The sequence below is a fragment of the Paenibacillus sp. FSL R5-0766 genome (genome assembly GCF_037971845.1).
In the GTDB taxonomy this organism is placed as follows: domain Bacteria; phylum Bacillota; class Bacilli; order Paenibacillales; family Paenibacillaceae; genus Paenibacillus.
This window is the reverse complement of the sequence record NZ_CP150227.1, coordinates 2,957,743-2,982,396: the sequence shown is the minus strand read 5'-3', so window position 1 is coordinate 2,982,396 and position 24,654 is coordinate 2,957,743. Positions and strand designations below refer to the sequence as shown.

General features: G+C 45.1%; 21 protein-coding genes. 1 reads left to right on the top strand and 20 read right to left on the bottom strand.

Annotated features, from left to right (window positions below):
• From MKY66_RS13110 to MKY66_RS13050, 13 genes are all read right to left on the bottom strand, one after another.
• On the bottom strand, positions 1–162 hold the full coding sequence (locus MKY66_RS13110) for a hypothetical protein (protein WP_155985038.1): 162 nt from the start codon (positions 160–162) through the stop codon (positions 1–3).
• Positions 163–194: 32 nt separating this feature from the next.
• Positions 195–650, bottom strand: a complete 456-nt coding sequence (locus MKY66_RS13105; protein ID WP_076214708.1) for an SRPBCC family protein — start codon at positions 648–650, stop codon at positions 195–197.
• A 160-nt stretch (positions 651–810) separates the two neighbouring features.
• The gene (locus MKY66_RS13100; RefSeq protein ID WP_076214705.1) at positions 811–1,896 is read right to left on the bottom strand and encodes an HD domain-containing protein; all 1,086 of its coding nucleotides are present in this window, start codon (positions 1,894–1,896) and stop codon (positions 811–813) included.
• A 283-nt stretch (positions 1,897–2,179) separates the two neighbouring features.
• Complete coding sequence (locus tag MKY66_RS13095; protein WP_076214703.1) at positions 2,180–4,015, bottom strand: UbiD family decarboxylase; 1,836 nt, start codon at positions 4,013–4,015, stop codon at positions 2,180–2,182.
• Positions 4,016–4,228: 213 nt separating this feature from the next.
• The gene (locus tag MKY66_RS13090) at positions 4,229–5,572 is read right to left on the bottom strand and encodes a HAMP domain-containing sensor histidine kinase (RefSeq protein ID WP_083657289.1); all 1,344 of its coding nucleotides are present in this window, start codon (positions 5,570–5,572) and stop codon (positions 4,229–4,231) included.
• Positions 5,569–6,237 carry a response regulator transcription factor gene (locus MKY66_RS13085; protein ID WP_076214698.1) on the bottom strand — a complete coding sequence of 223 codons (669 nt, stop codon included), beginning with the start codon at positions 6,235–6,237 and terminating at the stop codon, positions 5,569–5,571. The genes MKY66_RS13090 and MKY66_RS13085 overlap by 4 nt, the downstream gene beginning before the upstream one ends.
• 28 nt (positions 6,238–6,265) lie before the next feature.
• On the bottom strand, positions 6,266–8,230 hold the full coding sequence (locus tag MKY66_RS13080; RefSeq protein ID WP_076214695.1) for an ABC transporter ATP-binding protein/permease: 1,965 nt from the start codon (positions 8,228–8,230) through the stop codon (positions 6,266–6,268).
• A 198-nt stretch (positions 8,231–8,428) separates the two neighbouring features.
• The gene (locus MKY66_RS13075) at positions 8,429–10,378 is read right to left on the bottom strand and encodes an S-layer homology domain-containing protein (protein ID WP_076214693.1); all 1,950 of its coding nucleotides are present in this window, start codon (positions 10,376–10,378) and stop codon (positions 8,429–8,431) included.
• Positions 10,379–10,469: 91 nt separating this feature from the next.
• Positions 10,470–11,498 carry a dockerin type I domain-containing protein gene (locus MKY66_RS13070; RefSeq protein ID WP_076214690.1) on the bottom strand — a complete coding sequence of 343 codons (1,029 nt, stop codon included), beginning with the start codon at positions 11,496–11,498 and terminating at the stop codon, positions 10,470–10,472.
• A gap of 192 nt (positions 11,499–11,690) precedes the next feature.
• The gene (locus MKY66_RS13065; protein ID WP_076214688.1) at positions 11,691–12,983 is read right to left on the bottom strand and encodes an amidohydrolase; all 1,293 of its coding nucleotides are present in this window, start codon (positions 12,981–12,983) and stop codon (positions 11,691–11,693) included.
• A gap of 78 nt (positions 12,984–13,061) precedes the next feature.
• Positions 13,062–13,355 carry a hypothetical protein gene (locus MKY66_RS13060; protein WP_076214685.1) on the bottom strand — a complete coding sequence of 98 codons (294 nt, stop codon included), beginning with the start codon at positions 13,353–13,355 and terminating at the stop codon, positions 13,062–13,064.
• 74 nt (positions 13,356–13,429) lie between these two features.
• Positions 13,430–14,527 (bottom strand): saccharopine dehydrogenase NADP-binding domain-containing protein, encoded by a 1,098-nt coding sequence (locus tag MKY66_RS13055; protein WP_076214682.1) that lies wholly within the window; start codon positions 14,525–14,527, stop codon positions 13,430–13,432.
• On the bottom strand, positions 14,511–15,218 hold the full coding sequence (locus tag MKY66_RS13050; protein WP_076214680.1) for a class I SAM-dependent methyltransferase: 708 nt from the start codon (positions 15,216–15,218) through the stop codon (positions 14,511–14,513). Before MKY66_RS13050 ends, MKY66_RS13055 begins: the two co-directional genes overlap by 17 nt.
• A gap of 129 nt (positions 15,219–15,347) precedes the next feature.
• Between MKY66_RS13050 and MKY66_RS13045 the strand changes: the two genes are divergently transcribed.
• Positions 15,348–16,457, top strand: coding sequence for a LuxR C-terminal-related transcriptional regulator (locus MKY66_RS13045; RefSeq protein WP_256704306.1), 1,110 nt, complete (start codon positions 15,348–15,350; stop codon positions 16,455–16,457).
• 240 nt (positions 16,458–16,697) lie between these two features.
• Here the strand turns inward: MKY66_RS13045 and MKY66_RS13040 are convergent, their stop codons facing one another.
• The 7 genes from MKY66_RS13040 to MKY66_RS13010 all read right to left on the bottom strand — a co-directional run bounded on the left by MKY66_RS13040 (position 16,698) and on the right by MKY66_RS13010 (position 24,651).
• Positions 16,698–17,711: an iron ABC transporter permease gene (locus MKY66_RS13040; protein ID WP_076214675.1), complete on the bottom strand. Its 1,014-nt coding sequence runs from the start codon at positions 17,709–17,711 to the stop codon at positions 16,698–16,700.
• Positions 17,708–18,733 (bottom strand): iron ABC transporter permease, encoded by a 1,026-nt coding sequence (locus MKY66_RS13035; RefSeq protein WP_076214672.1) that lies wholly within the window; start codon positions 18,731–18,733, stop codon positions 17,708–17,710. The genes MKY66_RS13040 and MKY66_RS13035 overlap by 4 nt, the downstream gene beginning before the upstream one ends.
• 117 nt (positions 18,734–18,850) lie before the next feature.
• Positions 18,851–20,818 (bottom strand): AraC family transcriptional regulator, encoded by a 1,968-nt coding sequence (locus MKY66_RS13030; protein WP_076214670.1) that lies wholly within the window; start codon positions 20,816–20,818, stop codon positions 18,851–18,853.
• A 358-nt stretch (positions 20,819–21,176) separates the two neighbouring features.
• Positions 21,177–21,914, bottom strand: coding sequence for an ABC transporter permease (locus MKY66_RS13025; protein ID WP_076214667.1), 738 nt, complete (start codon positions 21,912–21,914; stop codon positions 21,177–21,179).
• Complete coding sequence (locus MKY66_RS13020) at positions 21,907–22,824, bottom strand: ABC transporter ATP-binding protein (protein WP_076214666.1); 918 nt, start codon at positions 22,822–22,824, stop codon at positions 21,907–21,909. Before MKY66_RS13020 ends, MKY66_RS13025 begins: the two co-directional genes overlap by 8 nt.
• Positions 22,825–22,910: 86 nt before the next feature.
• On the bottom strand, positions 22,911–23,951 hold the full coding sequence (locus MKY66_RS13015) for a HAMP domain-containing sensor histidine kinase (RefSeq protein ID WP_076214663.1): 1,041 nt from the start codon (positions 23,949–23,951) through the stop codon (positions 22,911–22,913).
• A complete protein-coding gene (locus MKY66_RS13010) occupies positions 23,944–24,651 on the bottom strand; it encodes a response regulator transcription factor (protein ID WP_076214661.1) in 708 nt (235 codons plus the stop codon). Before MKY66_RS13010 ends, MKY66_RS13015 begins: the two co-directional genes overlap by 8 nt.
• Between the last annotated feature and the right edge of the window lie 3 nt (positions 24,652–24,654).

Genomic DNA, 24,654 nt, shown 5'->3' with positions numbered 1-24,654 from the left:
TTAGTCCAGTTTATTCCACACCACAATAAAGAGGGTTGCCAACGGACCAAATAACAGGGAAATCAGAAACCAGTTCCGACCACTTCTGTTTTTTCCCTGAGCCAGTCCGGCATTAATCAAGGCAAGTGTGCCCCAACCTACAAAATATTCATTATCCATCAAATGTCTTCTCTCCTCTATCCCTTCAATTCTGGCTACTGCTCAAGCATATCTTTGAGCTTACGATTACGATCCTCCAGAAATGCCTGCATGTATCTCTTCAGCACAAATCGCTCCGTTGCCCATCCCAGTAATCCAAGTGGAGCTTCGAATCGAAGTGTGTCTCTCATGCAAGTCATCTGATCCCCAATTACGCTGAAATGATGTTCATGTCGCATGCTCTTGAAAGCCCCTTTCTCCATCTGATCCACAAAAAGGAAAGGTTGTTCAAACTGTACGATCCGGGACTTCAACTTCTGTCTGACCCCAAAATGAGTAGCCTGAAATGTAACGGTATCCCCTGCTCCAATTCTTCCTGTTGTTACCCCTGCAACTGCTCGCTCTCTCGTATGTTGCCAGACGGTCTGAGTATGTACATCAATATCCCGGGCATAGTCAAAGCACCGTTCAATCGAGGCATGTATCGTAATCTCGGTTGAAACTTCAATCATGGCGATCGCTCCTTGGCAGGAAAAATAAGGTCTTTGCAAAGTATACGCTTGCTTCCTTGGTCGAACAACACATCTAGATGATATAACAAAAAACGGGTCCCCTGTCTTCGTACAGGAGGCCCGTTCTCAATATAAATAAGGAATACAGATCATATTTAGATTAAATAAGCAATTCATCAATGGCAAGCGTACGCTCTTTGGAGAGATCGCGATATTCTTCAGACTCCACTTTGATCAGTGGTTTGAAGATATCAGATGTATTGTTCATGACAATCACACCTTTTTCTCCATTGCTGAGCAGAACCTGTTTCCCGATGAAATTAGGAAGCAAATGCTGCATCAATGCCTGAACGGGTTTTTCATTCAATTTACCAAATCCCATTCCATAGATATCTCTAAGGTTGTTGATCAGATTTGGATTGCTTCCTCCGTGGTTCCCGGATCTCATACCTATATAGATATCCGCTACAGATACAATCTGGGTATAGGGATGAATTTCACTTTTCTCCAGTTGCATCGGATAACCCGATCCATCTTCCCGCTCGTGATGCTGCAGAGCAACCAGTGCTGTCACTTCATCCGTCATCGAATTTTTGATAATTTCATGGCCATATATGGTGTGACGCTGCATTTCAAGCTGCTCATCCACCGTCAACGGTTCTGTTTTGTTCCGAATCCGGTGGGATACTTTGCACTTTCCAATGTCATGCAGATAACCACCGCGACTAATCTGATAACTCTCCTTCTGAGAATATCCAAGCCAGTTCGCAAGGTAGAAGGACAACAATCCTACCTGGATTGAATGTGTATAGTTATTGACGTCATCCCGCTCCAGCATCATCAGGAGATGAACGACATCTTTTTGCTCATCCAGTCCCTCAACCATCGGTTGCAGTGCATCATCCACCATGGTGGCGTTGAACTTGCCAACGGTCAGAGCTTCGAGAAAAGCATTTTGATAATTATGTACAGTCTGAATAAATTGGGACTTCAGCTCTTCTTCAGGCGGTTCTTCCTTCGTAGTTATCCCGGAAGCATGTTTTGCCGCTGCAGCAAAAAATTCTGCTTCAGTGATTTCTTCTTCGCGTGATTCAATATCTACATAATCTACACGGTGCTGCATAAGCAAGGTGATATCCTCACCTTTGATCACAGTTCCCTTCCCGAGAACGTGTAATCCTGCATCGCTGAATGTATCCGCAGTTAGACGGTCTCCGTCTTGCAGGTTCATAATATGGATTCTCAAATCGGTATTCCCCCTGAACAATTCATTATAGTAACAGCACCCAACGGAACGGGGCCACAAAAATACCTATACTTCTTTATATCGTTATAATTCTTCATTTCATACATAGTTCAAACGACCTTAATCACAATGGTAAATACGAACGCCTAAGACTTTATCCTCATTCCAATATCCAAATTAGTCCCGGTTTTAAACTTTTACACACTTTTGTGCCTCATTGCCGTATCAGAGTAAGCCAAAGAAGTTCAAACGCTCCGTTTGAACTTCTTCAAAACATCTCAAATTAGATTTTGATCGAACCCAGACTAGCACCTTTAACAAAAAATCGTTCAATGCTCTTCTCGACCGAAGCATCGGGAATCAGCGGCGGTGCCTGATGGGGTTTGGTACGTGCATCAATAATCACCTGATCACAGCCCCAATGCTTGTGGTCATATCCGCTATTAACCCCATACATATCATGTGAAGGGTTGCTGCGAGTAAAGGTTTCCCATAAGAAGTTGCTGAGGTTAGCACTCAGGAACGAACTGTCGTCACATAGAATGATCATCGGACACGAGTCCAGGCCTCCCTGTTCTTTCAATAGAGACGTGAATGCTTGCATCTCCTGTGCTGTATCCGCATAACTCGTGAAGGCCGATGTCTGGATCGAAACGATACCCGGCATGATGAGCTGTGGATTCTCATAACCACGAATGTTTTTCAAAGACTCCGGCACTTCCGTGCACAGATCACGAACCTTGTCGCCATATGCTGCAAAAACGACCTTGCTGCCGCTGTTCAGCCCTGTACCCGAATAATCGAGTGTATCAATCGTTGTATGGGTATGGAAATGAATATCCCGCTGCATATCCATACGCTCCAAGATATAGGTCAGGAATTCAACTTCCTTGTGGGTATCCAGAGGTTGCTGATCCTCAGCAGTAATAAACAGGTACTTCGCCAGACTGAGCTGACCCGTACCCAAAATACGATTGGCAATCGTAAGCAACTCTGTCGGCTGCTTCACCGCCTGATACGGCGTGTAACGTTCACTGCCGATTGCAAACAGTAATGGATGGACCCCTGCCGCATCGACCGCATGCACTTCTTTGACACCTGGAATCTCCTGTTTGATCGCGTCTCCCGTAATCTCATGAATCAAATCGCCAAACGCCGTATCCTCTTGCGGCGGACGACCAACAACCGTAAACGGCCAGATGGCATTAGGTTTGGCATAGACTTTATGCACACGCATTAACGGGAATTCATGTGTCAGACTGTAATAACCCAGATGATCACCGAACGGCCCTTCGGGTTTTGTCTCGCCTGGGTAAATATCACCTGTGATGACAAAATCGGCATCATTGCTAATGCAATACCCATCTTTGTAACTGTACCGGAAACGACGTCCAGCGAGCAAACCGGCAAATGTCATCTCACTTAGTCCTTCAGGCAAAGGCATAACCGCTGAAAGTGTATGTGCAGGTGGACCACCAATGAAAATACTCACTTTAAGCGGTTCTCCCTTTTTGACAGCTTTGGCTTGATGTATACCGATTCCGCGATGAATCTGATAGTGTAATCCAATTTCCTTGTTCATTTCAAAATCATTGCCATCCAGTTGAACCCGGTACATCCCCAAGTTTGAATTCATGATACCTGGCTTATCTGGATCTTCGGAATACACCTGCGGCAACGTCACAAATGCCCCACCGTCCATAGGCCAGTGTTTGATGAGTGGCAAGTCCGAGATTTGAATCTCTTGCGCCGACACCGGCAGGCTAATAGACTTCTGTTTTGGCAGTGCCTGCCATGCAGCTAGACCTGTTTGGACATGCTGAAATGGCGTCTTAAGCGCCTTCATGGGATCGTCACGAACAGCCATGACCCGTTGTACGCCTTCCAGCGTACCGCGGAACATGAACTTGCTTCGTTCCACCGTGCCGAACAGATTCGATACGGCCTGGAACTTTGAGCCTTTTACATTTTCGAATAACAATGCCGGGCCTTTAGCCTCGTGCACTTTCATGTGGATCGCTGCCATCTCCAGATGAGGATCAACCTCTTCTTTGACCCGAATCAAATGACCGTGCTGCTCCAGATCGTTAATACAATCTTCCATGTTGCGATATTTCATTGGATGGCTCCATTCTGTGTATGATAAATTGATTAAGTTCATAGATTCACATAACGTCTCTTCTATTTTAACAAATGATCCTCTGCTAAACAAAACTATATGTGAAATTTTGTCGCGAATACAGATATCAAAAAAAGCAATCTGGCAGCAATCTGAATCCTGAACGCACAGGGACCGATTGTTTCCATATTGCTCTCTCTGTTCTGGCTTGCCTTAAGGTGTAGGTGTAATGGTCGATCTGGGAATCGTGACAATAAACTGCGTTCCTTTTCCTACTTCGCTCTCTACATCAATTGTACATTGATGCAACTTCAATATTTTAATCACAATGGACAACCCTAATCCATTCCCTCGAAGCGAGCTGCTCCGTGCTTTGTCCACCATGTAGAATCGATCAAAGATATACGGAAGGGCGTCCTCAGGTATACCTTGTCCTGAATCTCTAATCAATATCTTCACATGTGTAGAAGACGTCTCAATTTCGACATGAATGGTACCTTTAGGACCTGTGTATTTGATCGCATTGTTTATTAAATTTTGCCAGACCTGATCAAACAAATCTTTGTCCACTGTGATCTCGCAGGGCAACAAATCCAGTTCGATCTGTATGTCCTTCTGTGACCACTGCGGCTCTGCCAGTAAAATCGCCCTTCTTAATTGTTCATCCAACTGGAATGTGGTGAAATGAACCGGATGATGCTCCGAATCCAGCGAGGCTAGCCGAAGCAGATTATCACTGAGCCTCGATAAGCGCAGCGTTTCCTCATAGATGATATCCAGATGCTCTTTCTGCTCTTCTAGTGGAATAACGCCGTCTTGCAGCGCTCTGGTAAACCCTCTAATCGATGTCAGTGGAGACTGCATTTCATGAGAAACGTTACTGACAAAGTCATCACGAACCGAATCGATTTTTTGCAACTCACTGGCCATATGATTAAAGCTCTCCATCAGTTCGCCGAACTCATCCTGGTTATTATGTTTTAACCGCACCGAAAGATCCCCTGATGACATCTCCTTCGCAGCAACGGTTAACCTCTTAATCGGTTTCACAATGAACCCTGACATGAACAGGATTAATAAACTCCCAATGATCAGAACCGTTAACAATGAGGTTAAGAGCGTGTTTCGCAGCGTATGAAAAAGAGAGGAAAAATCGCTTTGAATCAGAAATGTGCCTATCCCCTCGTTTGTTCCGGGAACACCTATGGTCGCGATGCCATCTTTACTCGATAGAAACATAGCATCGGTTGTACCCGAATCAAATAACGAATGAACTTTGTCCTCTGGCAAGGAAGATAACACTTCACTTTGTTCATTCACGGGAGTGATATTTAAGCCGTAGCGAGCAAAAATATCCAAGCTTGATTTCACTTTTTCCGGATCATCGATCAGGTTAATCAGTGTAGCGAGGTCTTCAGCAAAAGTAACCATAAAACGATTCGGTGTCTTTTCCTGGGACCCGTTATTTATCATAAAGGAAAGAATTAAACTAACCAGAACAATCCCGATAAACGTAGCTACGATGCGAAGTCGCAGGCTCTTCCTAAACATTTTCATGCCCGCTCCAGGCGATAACCGAGTCCTCTGATAGTTGAGATCACTAACTCAGGTACAGGTTCAAGTCGCTCCCTTAACCGCTTGATATGTACATCAACCGTACGCTCATCTCCTTCGTAATCGATGCCCCATATGTCATCTATAAGCTGTGTACGTGTGAATATTTTCCCTGGCGAACTCGCCAGAGAAAATAACAATTCACATTCCTTCTTTTTCAATTCGATAGTTTGTCCGTCCGCAATGACCATCAGATTGCCCAAATCAATCGTTACACCGCTGACCTGAATCATGTTTGATGAACTTTTGTTATATCGTTTCAGTAATGATTTTACACGCAGGATTAACTCCACAGGATCAAACGGTTTAACCAGGTAATCGTCTGACCCGGCATTAAATCCTCTGACTTTGTCCTTGGATTCTCCCTTGGCAGTCACCATCAGAATTGGGATATCCAGATAAGACCGAATATCTTCCGTCAGTTCAATACCGTCTATTCGTGGCATCATCACATCCACAATCGCCAGATCAACTTTCGTATGCGAGAGGATATCTAACGCCTCTTGACCGTCTGGTGCTTCCAGCACGGAGAATTGATTCTTTTCAAGATAGATTCGGATTAATTTGCGGATATGGGAATCATCGTCCACCACCAGAATTGTGTTCATGTAGCCATTATCCTTTCCGCAATTGGTTTTATTCGTATCGTAAGGATTCCATCGGGTCCAGCTTCGCCGCTTTTGATGATGGCATCAAACCCGCAACAATACTAATCGCTGTACTTACCACGATACCAAACAAGATATAATATCCCGAGAGATTAATGAGTTTGGCTCCAAACGCATTGTCCAAAAGAATGTTTAATACATAACTGATGATCACTGCAAAGATTACCGCAATAATACCACTAAATACGCCTAATAAGGCAGATTCGGAGAAGAATATTCGCTTGATATCTTTTTTTCTTGCTCCAATCGCCCGGAGAATTCCGATCTCCTTTGTCCGTTCCACGACACTAATATAGAGTACAACCAATATCATAATACCGGATACGATCAACGAAATGCCTGCAATACCCGCGAGTACAATGGAAGCCATACTTACATATGTCGTGATATTCTCCATGACCTTGGCCATTTGGGAGCCTGCGAAACCAGCGTCAACAGCAGCTTCATTGATATCATTTACATATTTCATATCGGTTGCATAGGCGTTAACCTGAATCGGCCCGATTGTTATTCCCTTGTCTGTATACATTTGCTCCAGCGTCTCTGATGAAATGTACCCCGGGGATTGTTGCATTGGAGATTGCGGATCTGCCGCTTCGTAGATCCCTGAGATCGTTACTTCTTTCTCCAAAGTCACTGGTTTATTATTGCCATCCATCTCATTGATATATAGAAACACGGACTTGCCGATCATGGATTCAGCTTGGTCATTTCCGCTTAATTGTTTCGCCGTATCGAGAGGTAACAGCATCTGATTTTCTAACGGCAGAACACCAGTTGTCATCAGTGCTGGATCAAAAGCATCCGTTAACGTTGTTAACTGTGTGAGTCCTACACTTTGTTTTTCATTCACCATCGTGGATTTGCCTGTAATGGTCGTGATCGTCTCTACATAATCCACATTGGGAAAATTGCGAATCGTCTCAATATCAGCTTCGGTGAACGGTTCACCAGGTGCCATCAAGGCCTCAGGACCTTGCATGTCCTTGGCTTCTTCACTGGGCTTTGTTATATCCACGAGCAAAGGGTCCATACTTGAATTGATTTCGTCATTCATATACGTCGTTATTCCATTCCCCAAGGAGAGCATCAGGAGTACACTTAATATACCTATAGATCCACCTAAAGCGACCAATACATTACGCTTGCCGTTGAGTTTCATATTTTTAAGTGCCATCTTGAATGAAGCAAGCAGGCTCAGGCTCCGGGAAGAATCCTGACCACTCTCGTAAACAGCCGCAGAAGGATCTTTCAGGTGAATATCGTCACTAATGCGCCCCTCTTCAACCTTCACAATACGTGTACCGGAGTCAGCGACTTTCTGCGAGTGAGTTACGGCAATCACCAGCATTCCCTTTTTAGCAATGCTATCGAGCAGAGCGAGGATTTGATCTCCGTTCTCCCTATCCAGAGCACCCGTCGGTTCATCCGCGAGAATAATATCCGGATTGTTGGACAAAGCCCGTGCGATGGAAACCCGTTGCTTCTGCCCCCCGGATAACTGGTTGGGACGTTTGTTCAGATGATCTTTCAGTCCGACTTCTGTTAATATATCAACTGCACGTTTATTGCGATCCTTCTCATTGGTATCTGTCATTTGCATCGCAATCGTCACATTTTCGAGGACAGACAGATGCGGGATCAGATTGAAATTTTGAAAGACAAAGCCGATATTATTCTTCCGATAATCATCCATTTCCTTCTCCGTCATGGAACTTAAGTTCTTGCCACGAACAAGGACGTCCCCTTCATAGTCGGAGTCCATGCCACCAATGATATTCATCAGGGTCGACTTACCGCACCCAGATTCGCCAAGGATCGAGACAAACTCTCCCGTCTCAAAACTCAGATTCAAACCGTGGAGTACCGGAACTTTTTCTTTTCCATATAACGTGTATGATTTCTTCACATTTTTAACTTCAAGTATTTTCATATGGATCTCTTCCTCTCCTGATCATGCACAATATCTATCTATTTGATGTTCATATTGTAACAAATCAGTATGAACTGATAATGAACTGGACCATTGTACCTATAAGAGGAAGTTCGAACACAAGTTATATGTAAAAAAACACCTACAGCTTGCTTGAAATAAATCATTTCAAGTAAGTGTAGGTGTCCAGAAATTTGATTAGATTAGTCCAGCTTTTGCAAGTAACCTTTTCACAATCGCCGCCGACTGTGCACGACTAATGTCTGCATCTGACATCAGTTTGCCATCAGCACCTTGTACCAGCTCTTGTTTAATCGCCGATGCAACCGGCTCTGCTGCCCATGCCTGTACTTTAGCGCTATCGCTGTATGTGCTCAGCAGACTTGTTGTCTCTGACGCGTCGGCCTGTGCCAGACCGACCAGTTTCATCGCACGTGACACAATGGTCAGCGCTTCAGCACGAGAAATTTCGCTGTTCGGACGGAAGCTCTCGTCAGTATAACCTGAGATCAATCCGTAGGACACTGCCGTCTCAACCTCATCCTCATACCAGCTGCCTGTCTTCACATCCGTGAACGATGCCGATTCTGCACTGCGCGGTGCGTGCAGACCCAAGCCTCTTAACAAAACAGCCGTAAACTCCGCCCGCGTAATACTCCGGTCTGGCGCAAACACGTTCTCACCAGTACCTTGTACGATCAGACGGGATGCCAGATCCTGTACGTCATCACGACTCCAGTGACTTGATACGTCACTGAATGTTGCCGGATGATAGATCAGCGCATAAGTACTGTTCGTCAAGCTGTTAATAATAGCAGAATCTTGCACGTTACCTTTGATAACCTTGGTCGGTACATGCAGAAGGCTGCCATCTGGCTGAAGCACAACCCCTGTCGTGATCTTTGAACCATCGACACCCTCTGGCAAAGTAATGGAGCGCTCTACATAAGAGTTGAAACGATCTACATTAACTTGCTGTCCATTCCAGATCGCTTTTACCTCAAAATCAATCGGAGCTGCGATCACCGTTGTGTTCTCCAGCTTATCCGCTGCGGCCTGAATTGCTGTTTGCTTGGATGTGGCACTAGGCGCAATAGCGATTTGGAATGTGATATCTTCCAATGGAACCGTGCTTCCGAATTGGTTCAGAATCTGATCCACTTGAATCTGGTTAGCTGGAAGTGTGTACGTACCGCTATCAGTCTGAATGACAACTTCGGCATTACTTCCTTCCATCGTTTTGACCAACTTGCCGTTCAGTTCACCAACAACTGCACCTTTACCAGTACCTGTAATAGGCAACAGTAACGTTTTTAGTCCACTTCCAATCTGATTGATGACTTTGTCATTATCCACATGAACCGTGGTGGTAACCTGATTGTTTACCGTTGATGTGGTGGCCGTTGCAGATTGTTCCTGTTTCTGACCGTTCACATAGATGTCTACACCTTTGGTTACCGCCGGAGTCGATGGAACTGGGGTAACCACGGGTGTAGTTGGAGATACACTTCCCCCTCCACCTGAAGAGTTACCAGGATTCGGTGTAGGTGTCGAGCCAGAATTGTCGCCACCTGAGTTTGCTGCTGTAATTGTGATGGTTCCACCGGACAACTGAGCACCACTATTGTGTTCTACATTTGTAAAAAGCCAATGTTCTGAATCGCTTTGTACCACAGTGAGCTGTTTTGTTCCAGGAGAAGCATTACTTTTGGCTTTGACCTCAATATCAAATAATTGCTGTTCGTCTGAAATCAGACGTTCACCTGCATTAAAATCAACCCAGATGATCCGTACCCAGCCTTCTTCGTTATTAATTACGTACTGGAAGTCCCCTGTACCGGTTTCTTCTGGGGATGTGCTAATGGTACTGACAGATTTAGGCGTGATACGGATAACTTCCAGTGCAGATGTATCATAATCAATCTGCATATTATAAGCGCTAACCTGAGAATAGGACTGCTTTAATGTAACAGGGACATGAACCGTCTGCCCCGCCTGTACACTTACATTTGCAAATTGAACCTGTGATGGTTCTGCCGGCTCTGCCCCAGCAATACTCGGGAATACGAGAGACGAGAGTAGCGTCAGTGCGATGAGACCTGACATTGTTCTTCTGATTCTTGGACGTTTCTTTTTCGGTTGAAACATGTATTAGCCTCCATGTCTGTATCAATTGATAGATCGTTTGGTAACGATAGAAAAAATATTGTTATTCGTTATCTAAATTAAGAAATATGAATTAATCAGGGCGTTGTATTTTTTCTTTTCCAACAATGTATACTCGTCTAGGTTTCGTATTCGCGTCCGAAGTGGAATGAGCAGTCACTTCGAGCACAAGATAATGATCCTCGTCCTCAGATGTAACGGTATGCTGTTCTAGTGTCTCCCCTTCTATTGGAACCATATCTTCTCCTGAAGGGTCTGTTGCGCGATACCACTGATAAGAAGGAGTAGCAATAACATCACCATCAACATCCATTAAATCATAATCTGTGGCAATTGCGTTCTCCATGTAATTCTTCAATTGACCATTCAGCACATACGGTGCATCGTCCACTTGTTGAAAGGTCAACACATAGTCATTGTTTTTTGCGCCAAGTGTTTTATTGGCATATCCGTTTAACAACGCATTCATATCCCCCAAAGTGGGTTCCGCATTACGATCCACGTCCATTCGGTTCATCTCTACATAAGAATAACCGCGGCGACTGACCATATTACGAAGATAAGTCAAAAGTTCTGCTGCATCCGCAGAATTCACTTTTCCGTCTGCATTTACATCCCCTTTTTTACTAATGTTAAGTTCAAAGTTATCCGTAACCGTTTCCGGTACATCAGATACAGTATATTGAGCTTTCAATTCGATGTTGATTTTGCCGCTCTTGTAAGGAATAACAACCAATATATTTTCATTTTCTATCGTTTCTACATACACCCTAGCTATACTGTTATCACTTGAGTTGGCTGTGAGCATACTAAACTCATCAGATCGTAAATGGGTACTCAAATCAATTCTAACTCTATTGTTCGTTACCTCGATGGGTACACCGGACACAAAAGAAGGATCGTTTTGTTCCGATGAATAATTTAACCAATGGATGCCGTCGTTGAGCACAGGCCGTGAAATGTTAATCTCTGGGCCAATTTCTCCTGCGTTAGCTTGAGGAAGCGCTCCACCTATAGGCAACGCAATGCCCAACCCGAGTGCAGTCAACATGCTTTTTTTCAATATCGGCTTAAGCCGTTTTTTGTTTTGTTTCCCCTTCAATTCATGTTCCTCCTCGTGTACATTTCAAATTTGAACAACTACATGCTCAGTATAACGAGCCATTCTGAACCGATTCTGAACAGGACCGTGGAACTATTCCCAGTTGTAATTCGACAAAAAACGCCATGGAGTATGCCTCCATAGCGTTTTGAACACAAATCATTTTCCAGTTTGGATCAAATTCAGCTAAAATTAAATTCCTTCTACAATTCGTTTGGCTCTAACCTTCACCTCACGGTAAAGTTCATCCTCATCGATCGTGAGCAGCTTTCTGCCTCTCATGAGGATCTGACCATTCACGATCGTGGTGTCCACATCCGCCCCATTTACACTGTAGGCCAATAAGGATTCCACCTCATGTACCGGTTGAAGATGTGGTTTCGCCAGATCGATCAGGATCAGATCAGCTTTGCGCCCCACCTCAAGCATCCCTACTTCATCCTGTAGACCAAGCAGACTGGCACTTCCGCGTGTAGCCATGCTTAGTACGTCCTTGGCTGGCAAGCGAGTGGGATCGCCATAATCCAGCTTTTGCAGCCAGGTCGCGGCTTTGATCTCCTCGAACATATCGACGGTTGTGGCACTTCCCGCTCCATCCGTTCCGATTCCCACATTAATTCCCTGAGCCAACATCTCGGTAATTGGAGCAATTCCACACCCCAGCTTCAGATTACTGACCGGATTGTGTGCTACACCGCCGCGCATGCCCTTCAATCTGCCGATGTCCCTGCGATTGAGGTGTACACCATGCGCAAGCAACACATGTGCCTGTTCGAACATCCCCGCCTCTTCCAGATACTCTGTCGGTGTCATGTCATAGCGCTCACCAATCTTCACAACTTCTTCCTTTGTCTCAGCCAGATGAATATGTAGCGGAATATCCTCCGTGACAGCCAGAGCAATGACTTCACGTAGCGGCTCCATGGGACAAGTGTAGGGTGAGTGGGGTCCATACATCGTTGTAATCCGCCCATCGGCCGCTCCAGACCAGCGTTGCACAAGATCGATCGCCTCTTGCAACCTGCGTCCCCCATCATCCTCCATGAATACCATCCCACGTGTAAGCGATGCCCGCATACCTGTTTGCTTAACCGCTTCTGCTATCTCATTCATATGGATATACATATCCGCAAAAGCAGTGGTACCCGAACGGATCATCTCGGCGATGGATAACTTGGCACCCCAATAGATGTCTTCCGGGTTCATTCGTGCTTCGGCAGGCAGCATTTTACGTTCGAGCCAGTCCATCAGCTTCAGATCATCCGAGAATCCCCGGAGCAGGCTCATTGGTGTATGTTGGTGTGCATTGATTAGGCCCGGCATGGCAACCTTATTGCGGCCATCGATAATCTCATCTTCAGGTTGAGGAGGAATGTGGTTCGCAATCTGTACAATGCGATCTCCCTCAACACGAATATCCCCCATAAAGGGGGCATCGGCATCTTTCATCGTTAGAATCGTAGCTTGCTGAATCAATATACTCATGACGTTCACGGCTCCTCTGAATTGGTTGTCGTTCTTTCCATATCCGAGGGTAAGCCTTTACGTAACGGCAAGGTCAAGTCATTTTAATTTTTGGATCGTCATCTTTCTGAAACTTTGTATAAACGGTTTAGGATCGATTTCGACCATATAGGGATATACTCCTGTGCTTGTGTGCAGATAGAAAAATCCACCTTCATCACCCATACGGCGAAATGACATATCAAACACTTCCGTGATGTTGAACTCGCGGTATTTGGTCACGATTTTATCGGAATACAGAATCATGGAACGGGCATTCATCTCAATCTCTTGGGCGAGACCCGTCACTTCTCTCTGCACTTTGTAATAAGGTAATACAGCAACGCAGTTCATGATCTCCCTCCATTCATGCCATGATTATTGTTCCATCATAGCAGATCGGAGGTTCCCAGCAAAAGAACATGAAACTAGGTGATCTTGGTCGTCACCTTTAGTGGCGTATGAAGTGCATCCTGAATGTCCTGCAAAGAGAGACACTGTTCAATATGAAATACACCATGAGGCAACTCTGTTTTATACACACGTTCTGCCACGGCTGCAGCTACCGCTGCTGTTGCATCTGCTTCCTTTGCGCCGACCAGTAGTTGTTCGACGCGGATTTGCTCACCATTTTCCCATCCTGCGGCATCGACCTTGACCGCATACATTGGCTCTCCCCCAGGAATAAGGCCAAATGCCTTAACCGTTCCATTCCGAATAGACGGGATACGCAGCAAGGAAAACAATCCTATACTTTTGGAAAGCGCCATGGATCCTGTGATCCAGCGGGAGTCCAGACAGAGTCTGGTAGATACGGTTGGAATACGTAACGTCCGAGCAACCACATGCTGATCCGAAAAGTTAAATCGATAGGCCTTCCGCTGCCCAAGTTTTGCTCCAAAATCAATCCTTTTGCCATCACCGAAACTTTGTACCTCAGCAGGTTTGCCCTTTTGCATCACTTGGTAAGTGGCATTCATCTGATCAACGGTCCACTCCACGGCAGCTTTTCCGTGCTTCTCACCAAGTCCCAGCATGACGGTAATGTCTGCTTCCTCCACCTGATCCATATGCATGGTCGCTTCGCGTACAAGCAAATTAGTCACTCCGGGTGATAAGCCAACGCTGAGGATCGCGGTCGATTGGGAACGTTGCATTTTGGTGTGCAGCTGTTCAACCTGAGCGAGAAAATCATATTTTGCAGAAATATCAATATAATCCGTTCCGGCTTGTGCGCAAGCTTCAACAAACCGTGTATCGCTCTGATCCACACACATAATGACCAGCTTCACAGGCCTTAACATGGATGGCTCTACAGGTCGTGTTACATCCAGTTGAAGTGGCAGCACAGCACCACCAGTAGACCTGCTGAATTCTTCCGCACGGTTCATGCGTGTACCCGCAGCCCATACTTTACCCGGGAACAATTTCCCAAGTTGAGTACATATCATCTGCCCCACTTGACCATAACCGCCAACCACCCAGATCTGATCTTTCATAGGCTTCACGTTAGTTTCGAATTGCATAATACCCCTCCACCCAGAACGCCCCGAAGTAACGTGTAATATGTGAGAAACCGCATTCGGTCAGTAGCTGAGTCATCTCTTCAGAGGATATTGGATCGGATTCACGGCCCAGGGAAGCAGCAAAGCGCTCCCACTCTTCAGGAAGGACGCCCACACTCAACATGTGATCCTTCCAAGCTTGCATCATGATTGGATGTGCAGGTGAACGAAGATCGGCATTCACAGCCGCAATGATCAGTGGTGCACCCGGTTTAAGTCTCGTTGCGAGGCTGGTCAGAAACGTTCTCTTGGCCTCCATACCCTGAAGGAAATGTAACATGAGCATGCTTGTCGCCCCATCATATACAATATCCTCCGGCAATTCTTCAACCGTGACAGGTTGCAGCTTCACTCTGGAACCGATGCCTGCTTCCGCGACTCGTTTCTCAGCAAGTTGCAGCATGGGCTGTGAAGGATCTACTCCAGTCAATGTCCAACCGGCATGACGTGATCCGAGCAGAGCAATCTCTTTTCCCCCTCCCGCTCCGGCAACAAGGATATGAATATCGTTGTTATTCGCAAAAGATGCTGCAAGCAGCCGTTCCATTAGATCATGCATATGAGAATAACCCGGAATTTTCAGGGCTATCGATTGTTCGTAACGATGAACATCTGCTGTTTCCCAGCTCATCGGTGATAGATTGTGATTCATGGACACCGCACTCCTCTTGAATTGAAGTTAGACTTGACTCGTTGTTCGTCTAATTTCATTATAGAAGGATACGGCGAGCCTACAATCCCAGAACATTGGGATATGCGCACAGAGAGAGGAGTAATCTTGTTGACATCACGTATTGATCGGAACCACAGACTTATCACTTCTCTTGAAAAAGGAACCTGGACCTCACGTACCTATCGGGAAGCTGTTCTCAAGCAGATCCATACGGTTATACCTTACGACGCATACTGTTTCACTACCGTTGATCCTCTGACTCTTCTCTCCACAGGAGCTGTGACAGAAGATGGCATTGAGGCCATTCATGATCGGTTATTCATCAATGAATATATGGAAGAAGATATACATAAATACGCTGAATTAGTTCGCAGCGGTGAACATACAGCTACACTCCACACATCCGTAAACGCACAGCCTGAACAAAGCCCACGTTATATCAACATTCTTCAGCCAGCGGGGTTCGGTGATGAACTACGTGCTGTATTGGTCAATGGAGACGCTTGCTGGGGATATCTGACCCTATATCGTAAGACAGAATGTGCTGTCTTTACAGAAGAGGAGCGGATGATGATTCAGTCCTGGACCGCTTCTATTGCATCGATGCTGCGGTCCACGAGCTTGACACTGATCGATGAGATCACGAGTGAAAGTCCCGAGGAACCCGGAATTTTGATCACCTCAGACACGTTCCAGCTCTTATCCCTGAACGCCTCCGCTCAATATTGGCTGTCCCAATTGCGCATGCTGGAACATGTAGGGCCAGACATTCTGCCCCGTCCGGTACGTGCAGTGAGTTCCCACTTGCAGCGCAAGAATCGGGCAGAACTGGTCGTGGGTGCTCAGATTGCAACCGACTCACCCTCCAAAGTTTGTATCCAACTTCCGGATGGGCGTTACCTCATACTTCATGCCAGTATTATGCAACAGCTTACAGGGCCGGATCAGATTGCTATCCGTTTGGAGCAGGCGATGCCACAGGATTTACTGCCCTTGCTCGCTGAAAGCCATGGATTATCCAGTCGAGAGCGGGAACTGCTCGGATATGTGCTCCGCAGTTATTCGTCCAAGGAAATTGCTGCTGCGATGCATATTTCTGTCTACACGGTTCAGGATCATTTAAAATCCATTTTTGCCAAAACTAAGGTATCCTCACGTCGCGAGCTCATCTGGTATTTCGTTTCCCGGTTCCAGCTATCGGATGAACCTGCCATATAATCCCCAGTAATTTCCTAGTAATCCACTTGACTATCAAATAATGAGAAAAAATCAAAAGATGCCAATACGATATCCTCGTAATGGCATCTTTTTCTATAGCTATTGCTTAAGAAGCATAACGGTAACACAGCGTAACTTCGATGTTTGAACTTTTGATATCGTGCATTCTGCTTTAAAATGCAGCGCACAGTCCTGCCAAGCCGTTTTCCACAAAAAATTCAGACTATATCATTGATTGTGTTATTTGGCTTTTGCTAGTAAATAAAGAAAATACGGAACACTAATGACTGTAATTACGATTCCTGTCGGCACATCTCCTGCGAGGCTAACCGTGCGCGTAATCGTGTCTGCCAACACCACGACTAGTCCTCCGGCCAAGCTGGCAGCCGGAATGAGCAATTTGTGATCGGGACCGACCAGTTTTCTGGCCATATGCGGAGCGATCAATCCAACGAAAAAGAAGCTGCCTCCCACGGCCACACTTCCAGAGGATAAAGCAACAGCAGCGATTGACAACCCCAAGAACTGTCGTTTCACGGAAACACCAAGCCCCTGTGCTGTCTGATTGCCCAGATGGAGGGCATTCAGTATGCGAGCCTTGTAAAAAATATAGCCGAGTAAGATCAAGACCCATGGTGTCAGTATGGAAATATAGCCCCAATCATCGCCCCATAGGCTCCCCGCCAGCCAATACAGCATGAAGTTCATCTGTGAATCATCCAGCTTCAGTGTCAAGAAGGTCGTCAGCGCCCCATATCCGCTTCCTAGCGCGACCCCGGTCAAAATCAAACCGATTGGTGAGATGTCTCGTCCGCGGCGATACGATAATAAGAAGATCAAACCCGCCGCCAATAGTCCGCCAACAAAAGCCAACAGAGGCAGAGCAATGAAGGAACTCTTGCCTGTGGATGCAAAGAATACAACGAAGAACAGGACAAACAAACCCGATCCCGAACTAATTCCCAGTGTCCCCGGACTAGCCATGTCATTACGCAGCAAACTCTGCATCACGACCCCCGCCGCTCCCATTCCCAGACCTACCAAAATCGAAAGTACAATTCGTGGCAAACGAAAATCAAACACAATCAGATTTTGCTTATCGGTACCGTTTCCTATGAGAACGTTCAGCACTTCCAGCGGTGAAAGATTCATTTTGCCAGAATTCATGCTAATGATCGCAAACACAAGGATGAGCACCATAAGCACTACATTGATGATAATGCCTCGTTTCATCGTATAACGCCGCTTGATCATTCGTATTCCCTCCTTTGTCTTCGAGCCAAGAAGAGAAAATACGGCACACCAATGATAGAAAATATAATGGCAATCGGCGTTTCAAACGGTTTATTGATCAAACGTCCAGCCAAATCGGCCGATACGGTCAGCAACGCACCATATAACGCAGCTGCCGGAATAATGTATCGATAGTCGACACCTACCATATATCGCACAATATGCGGAGTGATCAGACCCACAAAACCAACCGGGCCAACCACAACAACAGCCAATCCAGTCAGCACAAGTACAATAATTGTCGACAAAATCTTGACCAGTCCGCTACGAATGCCGAGTCCACTTGCCACATCATCTCCCAAACTGAGCAATGTAACGGAAGGGGACAGCGCTAGGGACAGCAGTATACCACCAACAAAGAGCGGTGAGATAATCAGCAATTCTCCCCATTTGACCCCCGCTGTGCTACCCGCCGTCCAGAATGTCAACGCTCGCCCCAAATCATAATTGATCGCCAAGTACTGACTGAGTGCGCCAAACAACATTGAAATAGACAGACCTGCCAGTACAAGTCGCTGAGGCGTCATTCCACGATTGCCCAGTGATGCGGTAAAGTAAGTCATACCGGTAGCGATCGCTGCTCCCAGACATGCAAACAACATCATCTGCCAATACGAATAACCCGGCAGAAAGGCCAGGCAAAGTGCAATTGCAAATGCTGCGCCAGAGCTAATCCCCATGAGCCCGGAGTCGGCCAGCGGATTGCGCGTTGTCCCCTGCATGATAGCGCCACATACCGCAAGGCTGCACCCAACGATCAGATCAGCTACGGTACGCGGAAGACGCATGGTTTGAATAATTTGATGTTCAGTGCGCATTGGATCAAATCGGAAAATAGCCTCCCATACCGTCGCTAACCTCATATCAGCAGCACCAAACATAATAGATGCCGCCGACATGAGAACCGTTAATCCAAGCCCTACTAGCATGTACATGGTGAAGTTCATCGCCCCACGGCGTTTTTGTTCAGGCTTGCTTTTCATCTCGTTTCCCTTTCATCACCTATTTACAATCCAAACGCATATGGATATTAACGTCCATAAATTCGACTGGTCATGTTTGAAAATTTGGAGTTCTCAATTAAAACTTCGTTCCAACTCTTATTTAGCTAATGCCAGCAATTGACTAACAATATAATCAATCAATGCACTGGAAGTCATTACGTCCGTAGACCAAGATAGCGAAGAATCCACCTTCACGATCCGATCATGTTGCACAGCAGGTATGGAGTTCCACACTGCATTATCAGCAGCAACTTTTCCATCTCCTAAGAAGATCATATAATCCCCAGAGTAAGCGGGTAATACTTCCATGGAGACATCGCCCCAATATTTATCTGCATCGATAATATCCGTTTGGACTTTTGAAGGTGCCTGCAATTGAAGTTCATCATAAACAAGCTCGCCAACGGCATGCTTGGCTCCAGCTATGTAGTTACTTTTATCACTGAATTCTCCAACCGTAATCGTTACATCGGATAGGCCCGCATTCTGAAAGGCTAACTTTGCTTCTTCGATTTTTCCGTTATACGCATTCAAAACATCCTTAGCCTCTTCCTGTTTGTTCAAAACATCGCTAATAAATTGTATCCGCTCTTCTGTAGTCATATCACCATAGGGAACATAAATGGTCGGGGCAATTTTGGATAAATCATCATACGACTCATCACTCCATGCCAAAATGATAAGATCCGGCTCAAGCGTCATGATATCTTCCGGCTCCATGGCTACTTTTATGGAGTCTGTAATCTGGTTAGCATAAACAGGCTCTGTCTCTCCCCGTGCAGCTCTAGCCACACCTAAAGGAGTTACACCTAGGGCTACCACATCACCAACCAAATAATCAACTACAACTCGCTGAGGGTTGTTAGGTACCTCAACATCACCCTTAACTGTGGATATCGTTCTGGTCTGCGAGACTGCTTCTGAAGCTTTTGTCTCCGACCCTTCCTGTTGTGTCGTTTGCTGTGTCTGCGCAGGTGTTGTATTTGCCGTTCCCCCATTATTCGCTGGCGTCTCTGACGTACATGCCGTTAATAACAGCATCATGCTTATCGCCGCCGCCAAAATCATTTCTTTACTTCTTAATGTTCCAAACATCATTGATTCCCCATCTCTATAAGACTTGACTAGACTCGCTAGTTCCCTCTCATCGTAAGGGAGATGAGAATCATTATCAATACCATCAACCTGCATGGATAGTGCGTTTATTTTCCGATAATCACTTGGCGTCATCTTGTAATGCTTCTTAAACATGCGGAACAGGTTTTTCTCATCTGTGAAACCAGCTCCAGTTGCGATTTCTTTAACCGTCGCCTCTGTATGTTTCAAGTCATGACAGGCTGCTTCAATCCTTCTCTGAATGAGATACTCCTGTAAGTTCATCCCTTCCCTTTTTTTGAACAACCGCGTCAATTGTCCACCACTGATCCCAAACATATCAGCAATTTGCTGAAACATGATCGGCTCCCTGTAATGTTTATCGAGATATACCTTGGCAGAACAGGCTGGATCTGGCTGGAGATACCGAATCTCACCACCCTCCAAATCCCTGAACACCTCATGAATCAATTGATATAGAAAACTTTTGGCCTGTAGCTGATCCATCGCTTTGCCACGTTTCCAGCCATTCATCAGCCGTTGGAACCAATCGCGTAGCAAGATGGGATTACTTGGCGTATAACCAAACTGTTGAACAAATGGATTTACTTGCTCTAGTAATTGCTGCAGATGTTTCTTGAAAAAGAGAGGTGATTCTGCTCTATAAAACACCATAAAGGTTTTCACAATCTCCCCTTTAGGCGTAATACTGAGCAGGCTCCCCTTCCCGCCGTGAACTAAACCGAAACGTTCCATTGCAAATGTAGTTTCATTCAGTTGAATTTGCGCTTCTCCCCCATATGCATAGATAAACATGCTACTAGGCATTTTGTAATGCTCCAACGGGTATTGTGACGCTATATTCTGTAAGCGTACATCTATTAATGTAATGATCGAACGTGTCCAGATACTGGCCATTGTATCAATCATCTCCGGTGTAAATCCTTGTGTCGCTTCTTTCTCTTGCATCTATACGCGCCCCTCGTTTCACTTTTTCCAATGTATACATCACTCAATAATTGATATTGATAATCAATATCATATTCCATCAGGTAAGTATATATCATTAAGTGATATTGGGGAACAGGCAGTGGACGTTATGCTTTCCATCCGCTTTCGTAAAACGAGAACAAAAAAGGCCAACCCGTAACTACGGGTTAACCTGATCATTGAAAAAGAAGCCCTGATCCATACTGATCATTGAAAAAGAAGCCCTGATCCATACTGATCAGGGCTTCTCCATTATGTTTTTCGCAGTCATATGCGACCGACTTGATTAGGATTTTGTATGTTTCGGAGAAGGTTTGGATAAGTTTGAAGACAAGATCTAATGAATATCTATTTTCTTAAAATAACCAATGGCCAGTCCAAGACAGATGATGAACGTCGCAGCGATCGAAATATAAGAATACTCTGGAGGATATTTGGCTTCCAGTGTTCCATTCGCGATATCCAGTGCTGCGGTCCATGGAAATAGTCCGCGATGTTCACTTGTAGCCAGCATCACATTCACCAGTGTAATAATAATGGTTACGATAATCGCTGGCACAAAACTTTTTAATACGAGCGTAATCAGAATGATCGGGGTGGACAACAGAAACAACAGCAGTCCTGCCACTACATAATTGCTGAGCGAGTTAAGCACAAACTGTGGAGTAAGACCTGCAAATTGACCCAGTGAACCAAAAATGATCGCCAGCGCCCACGCTGATAATGTAAGCAACATAATCCATCCCAGCAACATAATCCATTTGGACATTAGCAGAGCGACTCTGGAAACCGGAATGGTCAGCAGATTCTTCATTGTATCCTCCGCATATTCCCTGTTATACAGATAAGCGGTAATGACACCATACAACGGAACTCCAATGACCAGTACAGCATATATGCTTGTGTTGGACATAAGCACACTGAATTGTGCGACAAGATAAGGCTCCTTTGTTTTCATTTGTACAAACATGGCAGCAGCTACCATCAAAGGGGCAACGGCCGCTCCGATGATACTAAGCAGAAACATTTTGGAGCGTTTCAGCTTGAGAAGTTCAGTGTAAAGCAAATTAACCAATGGTTCCACCTCCAACCAGCTTGGTGAAATAATCTTCCAAACGATCCTCACTCACCATAATTTTGGTTACATTGATGTCATTCTCCATAAAGATTCTGTTTAACTTACCTTGTTGTCCCAAATGGGAATACACCCGGATATTGCGTTCATCATGAATTTCATATTCAGCCTGATCCAAACCGTCGAGAATGACCGCAGCCTTATTATCATCTGAAACTTGAAATTCGGTGTATTTACGGTTCCTTTTCCGAAGCTGCTCAAATGAAATTTCCTCCAGCAGGTTCCCTTCATGAATAATGCCCATGTAATCAACCAGTTGTTCAATTTCCGATAAAATATGGCTTGAGATCAAGATGGTAATATTTCTCTCCGTGGCCAAATTTTTAATCAGCCTGCGAATTTCTTTGATCCCAATCGGATCAAGTCCATTGGTAGGTTCATCAAGAATCAGTAATTCTGGATAGTGCAACAGGGCTCGGGCAATGCCTAACCTTTGTTTCATTCCCAAAGAATATTTGCCAACCAATTTTTTGGTTTCATTTTGCAGACCTACGATTTCGAGCGAGTCCTCAATTGCATTCTTTTTGTATATCCCCATAATTCGAGCGTTGATGGATAAATTTTCGCGGGCAGTCAGGTTCTCATAAAACCCGGGTACTTCTACAATCGAGCCGGTTCTTCTTAATATTTCTTTTTGATTGGTAAATAGGTTCTCTCCAAATATCTCAATCTCACCATGCGTTGGTTTGATTAGACCGAGCAGCATACGGATTGTCGTCGTTTTCCCTGCCCCGTTGCGTCCAAGAAAGCCGTATATCCCACCTTGTTGAACGGTCATGTTCAGTGAATTAACTGATTTTTGAGTCCCGTATTGTTTGGTAAGATTTGTTGTTTTGATAATTACACTCACGTCTAGCGCACCTTCCTTCCAAGAACTGATAATTTCATTCTAGGTTTCAGATTTTAAATAGCGCTTATCCAAATCTTAACTATCTCTTAATTGTGCTGTGACTTTGACAGCCGCTTATACTTGGGGATTGTGAATATAAAGGATGTTTTCACGCCAGGTTTGCTCTCTGCCTGCAAATACCCCTCATTTTTCTCAGCCAATGTCCGGGCAATTGAAAGCCCAAGCCCGCTTGCCCCAAAGACAGGGCTACGTGAGTGGTCACTGCGATACATACGTTCAAACACCAGATTTAGCTCTTTCTCTGATATCCCTGGTCCCTGATCCCATACGGTTAATTGGAAATTAAGATGATAACATGTTATCTCAATTCCCAGAACGCCCCCTTCATGTCCATACTGGATAGAATTTTGAATCAGATTACTGATGAGGCGATTGATACTCAGCCTGTCTGCCATAACGAAACAAGGATAATCCGGGATCTGAATTTTTAGATCCATCTCTGCTTTTTTGAGACTGGGTATAAATTCAATCAAAATCTCCCTGGTCAATTCGGCCAGATCCAACGGCTCAGCCTGCATGGGCATCTCGTCTGCATCCAGTTTGGCCATGGTGAACATCTCATCTATCATTTTTTTCAAGTCCTTCGATTTTCGCGACAAAATATCCATATAGTCTCTTCTCTCTTCTTCTGTCGAAGCAATGTCATCCTTGAGCGCATCCACATAACCAATCATCGAAGTTAGAGGTGTGCGAATATCATGAGAAATGCTGGAAAGCAGACTCTTTCTTACTGCCTGAGAGCGCTGGGCCTCGATATTTACGCTTTCAAGCTGCTCCATCAGGTCATTTGCTGCAAAAACGATCTCATCCAGCAGTACATTCCCTTTGCTTAATATTCTTCTTTTTCCTTCTCCATTGACCGCCCGATGCAGTTCAGAAGCAATCGATTGCTGCTTGCTTCGAATCTGATATTGATTAACGAGTACGCAGATGCTGGTGAAAACAAACGCTGCAAACAACCACATTCGTGAACCATGCGTCAAGCTCGTGTAGTATTCCAGAGCAAGTGCCCCAGCTCCGATGATCAACTGTAGACCGGATAAAATCAAGATGGCATCTCTATTCATCCCGTTCACCTACAAATTTATAACCGATACCCCAAACGGTTTTTATAAACTGTGGATTCGAAGGATCGGATTCAATCTTCATTCGTAGCTTTCGGATATGTACCATGACGGTATTGTCATCATCCAAATACCCATTATCCCATACATTCCTGAATAATTGGGCTTTGGTGAACACCTGGCCAGGATTGGACATCATAAATTTGAGCAATTCTGTTTCTTTGCCAGTCAGATCGGTCTCTTTTCCCTGGACATCAACTGTGTATGTTTTCAAATTCATCATCAATCCTTTGAAGCGAATGACCTCACTATGGTCAGGAACCTCCGTCCCAAGAACCATAAATCTACGCATGAGTGCCTTAATTCTAGCAACCAGTTCATGAATGCTAAATGGTTTGGTAATGTAATCATCTGCACCGATGCCAAGACCTATAATTTTATCTGTTTCGTGGTCTTTGGCTGTCACCATCATGATGGGTACATTACTGATACTGCGAATTCTTCGACAAGCCTCCATACCGTCCATCTGAGGCATCATCAGGTCAAGAATGACCATATTATATTTGTGCTGTTGAAACAGCTGCAGCGCTTGTTCACCATCTGCGGCAGTATCTACGGTGTACATCTCCCGCTCCAGGTATTTTCGGATCAGGTCTCGAATCTCCTTATCGTCATCCGCAATGAGTACACGAATATTTTGCATGAT

What these genes read in the sequence shown, in the direction of transcription:
- MKY66_RS13105 (WP_076214708.1), bottom strand. Translation starts at nt 650, where the DNA reads ATGATTGAAGTTTCAACCGAGATTACGATACATGCCTCGATTGAACGG.
- MKY66_RS13095 (WP_076214703.1), bottom strand. Translation starts at nt 4,015, where the DNA reads ATGAAATATCGCAACATGGAAGATTGTATTAACGATCTGGAGCAGCAC.
- MKY66_RS13090 (WP_083657289.1), bottom strand. Translation starts at nt 5,572, where the DNA reads ATGAAAATGTTTAGGAAGAGCCTGCGACTTCGCATCGTAGCTACGTTT.
- MKY66_RS13085 (WP_076214698.1), bottom strand. Translation starts at nt 6,237, where the DNA reads ATGAACACAATTCTGGTGGTGGACGATGATTCCCATATCCGCAAATTA.
- MKY66_RS13080 (WP_076214695.1), bottom strand. Translation starts at nt 8,230, where the DNA reads ATGAAAATACTTGAAGTTAAAAATGTGAAGAAATCATACACGTTATAT.
- MKY66_RS13075 (WP_076214693.1), bottom strand. Translation starts at nt 10,378, where the DNA reads ATGTTTCAACCGAAAAAGAAACGTCCAAGAATCAGAAGAACAATGTCA.
- MKY66_RS13065 (WP_076214688.1), bottom strand. Translation starts at nt 12,983, where the DNA reads ATGAGTATATTGATTCAGCAAGCTACGATTCTAACGATGAAAGATGCC.
- MKY66_RS13060 (WP_076214685.1), bottom strand. Translation starts at nt 13,355, where the DNA reads ATGAACTGCGTTGCTGTATTACCTTATTACAAAGTGCAGAGAGAAGTG.
- MKY66_RS13055 (WP_076214682.1), bottom strand. Translation starts at nt 14,527, where the DNA reads ATGCAATTCGAAACTAACGTGAAGCCTATGAAAGATCAGATCTGGGTG.
- MKY66_RS13050 (WP_076214680.1), bottom strand. Translation starts at nt 15,218, where the DNA reads ATGAATCACAATCTATCACCGATGAGCTGGGAAACAGCAGATGTTCAT.
- MKY66_RS13040 (WP_076214675.1), bottom strand. Translation starts at nt 17,711, where the DNA reads ATGATCAAGCGGCGTTATACGATGAAACGAGGCATTATCATCAATGTA.
- MKY66_RS13035 (WP_076214672.1), bottom strand. Translation starts at nt 18,733, where the DNA reads ATGAAAAGCAAGCCTGAACAAAAACGCCGTGGGGCGATGAACTTCACC.
- MKY66_RS13030 (WP_076214670.1), bottom strand. Translation starts at nt 20,818, where the DNA reads ATGCAAGAGAAAGAAGCGACACAAGGATTTACACCGGAGATGATTGAT.
- MKY66_RS13015 (WP_076214663.1), bottom strand. Translation starts at nt 23,951, where the DNA reads ATGAATAGAGATGCCATCTTGATTTTATCCGGTCTACAGTTGATCATC.
- MKY66_RS13010 (WP_076214661.1), bottom strand. Translation starts at nt 24,651, where the DNA reads ATGCAAAATATTCGTGTACTCATTGCGGATGACGATAAGGAGATTCGA.